Genomic DNA, 3,062 nt, shown 5'->3' with positions numbered 1-3,062 from the left:
GTACCAAGCGCCCTCCTCCGCGACGGAGACGAGGTAGATTGTGCAGCCGGTTTAAGGTCCGAGGACTTGTGACGCTGATTATTTTTCAGGGCGTTGAAGGCGTTGGAGTTTCTCGCGGCGCTGGCGGGGATACACGCGGCTGGATCCCCGCAAATCACCCTCTCCCAGAGGGAGAGGGCGGGGCCCGCCGCGCAGCGGTGGGAGGGTGAGGGGTTAAGGCGYCAGMCGGCGTGCCGGCAGRGMGTYRGMGWGAAACCGGACAGGGCGTCACCCCTCACCCTCCCACGCCGACGGCGCGGGCCCCTCCCTCTCCCCTCCGGGAGAAGGTCTTCGAAGGCTGGCCCAAACCTTGCTCCCGCAAGGCAAAGGAGCCCGCCGCATGTCCCAAGCCGCCACGATGTCCCAGAACGGCCCCGCTCAAGGCGCGAGCCTGTCTCGTGGCGGCGCCCTGGATGTCCTGCGGTTCGTCGCGGCGCTGTTCATCGTGCTCTATCACGTGGCCGAGCGGGCCCCGGTCTCGCTGTTCGCGATCCATCCGGCCTTCGGGCGCGGCTATCTGGCCACCGATTTCTTCCTGATGCTGTCGGGCTACGTCCTGGCCAAGACCTACGGCGCCCGCGTGCTCGGCTCCATGGGTCAAGGAGGGGGCGTGTCCACCGGCGAATTCCTCAAGCGCCGCCTGCTGCGCATCTGGCCCGCCCACCTGGTGATGCTGGCCCTGTTCGTGGGCTTCGTCCTGGCCACCGGCGCCGTCGGCCTGGCCCCGCRGAACCCGCAATGGTTCCAGTGGAGCCAGCTGCTGCCGCAGGTCTTCCTGATGCAGGCCTGGTTCGTGCCCGGCCCGTCGGGCTGGAACATGCCGACCTGGACCCTGTCGGCCCTGATCGTCTGCTACGCCGGCTTCCCGGCCGCCTGGCGCCTGACCGCCAAGGTCGCCTCGCCCTGGACCACCCTGGCGATCGGCGTGGCGATCTTCCTGGTCGTCGACTATGCCGCCAAGGCCGCGACCGGCATTCCGGCCCACCAGTTGCCGCTGCGCTTCGGTCTGGTTCGGGGCATTCCGCTGTTCATCCTGGGCATGCTGATCGCCCGCCTGCCGACGACCATTCCGTCACGCTGGGCCGACGGCCTGGCGCTCCTGGCCGGGGTCGGCGTCGTGGCTCTGCAGGTCGTCGGCCGCTTCGACCATGCCAGCCTGGCCCTGCTGGGTCTGCTGATCTACGCCGCCGGCGCTTCTGGGACCAAAGGCTGGGGCTGGGCGAGCCTGACGGGCCGCCTGTCGTTCTCGCTGTTCCTGACCAACCAACTGGTCGCCGTGATCTGGTTCGGTCTGCTGCGCGCCGTCGAGGGCAAGCTGGGCGTCCAAGGGCCGATGCTGTGGGCCGCCTGGGCCATGGCCCTGCCCGCCTGCGTGGTCGCCGCCTGRCTGTTCGAACGCTTCGTCGACGCCCCGCTGCAGATGTGGATCAAGGGTTGGTCGCGGAAAGCCACGACGGCCACCGCCGGGCCGGTGCTGGCCTAACCGAAACGCGGTGCGTCCTTCGAGGTTCGGCTGCGCCTCACACCTCAGGATGAGGACCGCCTTGCACTGAACGCCTCATCCTGAGGCGCCCGCGAAGCGGGCCTCGAAGGACGCAGGGCTTTAGCCGATCAGCGCCCGCGCCGCCGCGCGCGCCGCCTCGGTGACTTCCGCTCCCGACAGCATCCGCGCGATCTCTTCCTGGCGTTCGGCGGTCGACAGCGGCTCCACGCGGGTGCGGATCGAGGTCTCGTCGCCGGACTTGGCGATGCGCCAGTGGGCGTCGGCCCGGGCGGCGACCTGGGCTGAGTGGGTGACGACCAGGACCTGGGCGTTGGCGGCCAGGCGCTTCAGGCGCAGGCCCACCGCGTCGGCCACGGCCCCGCCGACGCCCTGATCCACTTCGTCGAAGATCATCAGCGGCTGGGGCCCCTCGCGCCCCGCCAGGGCGGCCTTCAGGGCCAGGGCGAAGCGGGCCAGTTCGCCGCCCGAGGCGATGGCCTCCATCGGTCCGAACGGCGCGCCGGGATTGGTCGAGATCTCGAAGGCCACGCGGTCGATCCCGGTCGGGCCGGCGCGGTCTTCGTCCAGCGGCTCCACGGCGACGCGGAACCGGGCTTTCTCCAGCTTCAGCGGCTCCAGCTCGCTCTCGACGGCGGCGGCCAGCCGGTCGCCGGCGGCGCGGCGCTCGGCCGACAAGGCTTGGGCGGCGTAGAGATAGCCGTCGCGAGCGTCGGCGGCCTCCTGCTCGGCGGCCTTCAGGGCCTCGCCCGAGGTCTCGATGGCCTGAAGTTGGGCGGCGAATTCGGCGCGCTTGCCGGGCAGCAGTTCGACGGCGACGTTCAGCTTGCGGGCCATGGCGCGCAGGGCGAACAGCCGCTCCTCGGTCTTGTCCAGGCGGTCCGGTTCGAACTCGAAGCCCTCGGCGGCGGCGTCGATGGCGGCGGCGGCCTCCTGGGCCTCGACCAGGGCGCGGTCGACCGCCTCGCAGGCGGCGGCCAGCTTGGTGACGGCGGGACCGTCGGCCGGAGCGCCGGCGTGGATGGCGCGCTCGCGGGCCCGTTCCAGCGCCCGGAAAGCGCCGGCCAGCTTGCCCGACAAGGCGTCGCCGCCCAGGGCGTCGCTAGCGGCGGCGATGTCGGCCAGGGCCTTCTCGGCCGAGCCCAGCAGGGCCCGCTCCTCGGCCAGGGCCGTCTCCTCGCCCTCCCGCGGGTCCAGCCGGTCCAGTTCGGAGAGGCGAAGGGTCAGTTCCTCGGTCTCGACGGCGGCCCGGTCGGCCAGGTCGCGCAGGGCGGCGGCCTTTTCGCGGGCGGCGCGCCAGGCGCTCCAGGCCGAGGCGACGGTCGCGACACGGACCATCCCGAAGGCGTCCAGAAGGGTGCGGTGGGTGCGCGCGTCCAGCAGGCCGACGGTCTCGTGCTGGCCGTGCACCTCCAACAGCAGCGCGCCCAGGTCCTTGAGCACCCCGACGCTGGTGGCCTGGTCGTTGACAAAGGCTCTGGAGCGGCCGTCGGCTGACAAAGGCTCTGGAGCGGCCGTCGGC

General features: G+C 71.6%; 2 protein-coding genes and 1 pseudogene. 2 read left to right on the top strand and 1 reads right to left on the bottom strand.

Translation table 11 applies throughout. From position 1 onward, the window contains the following. Positions 1-379 precede the first annotated feature (379 nt). Positions 380-1,522: an acyltransferase family protein gene (locus AC1DZ6_RS22345; protein WP_477099317.1), complete on the top strand. Its 1,143-nt coding sequence runs from the start codon at positions 380-382 to the stop codon at positions 1,520-1,522. 30 nt (positions 1,523-1,552) lie between these two features. Then, positions 1,553-1,646, top strand: a pseudogene (locus AC1DZ6_RS22340) (hypothetical protein). Here the strand turns inward: AC1DZ6_RS22340 and AC1DZ6_RS22335 are convergent. Next, positions 1,643-3,062 (bottom strand): DNA repair protein RecN (locus AC1DZ6_RS22335; RefSeq protein WP_477099316.1); only part of this gene is annotated, 1,420 nt, incomplete at its 5' end. The pseudogene AC1DZ6_RS22340 and the gene AC1DZ6_RS22335 sit on opposite strands and share 4 nt — an antisense overlap.

The sequence above is a fragment of the Caulobacter sp. P1_B12_2 genome (assembly GCF_056406675.1).
The sequence above is the reverse complement of the archived record's forward strand: the minus strand, read 5'-3'. Positions and strand labels throughout refer to the sequence as shown.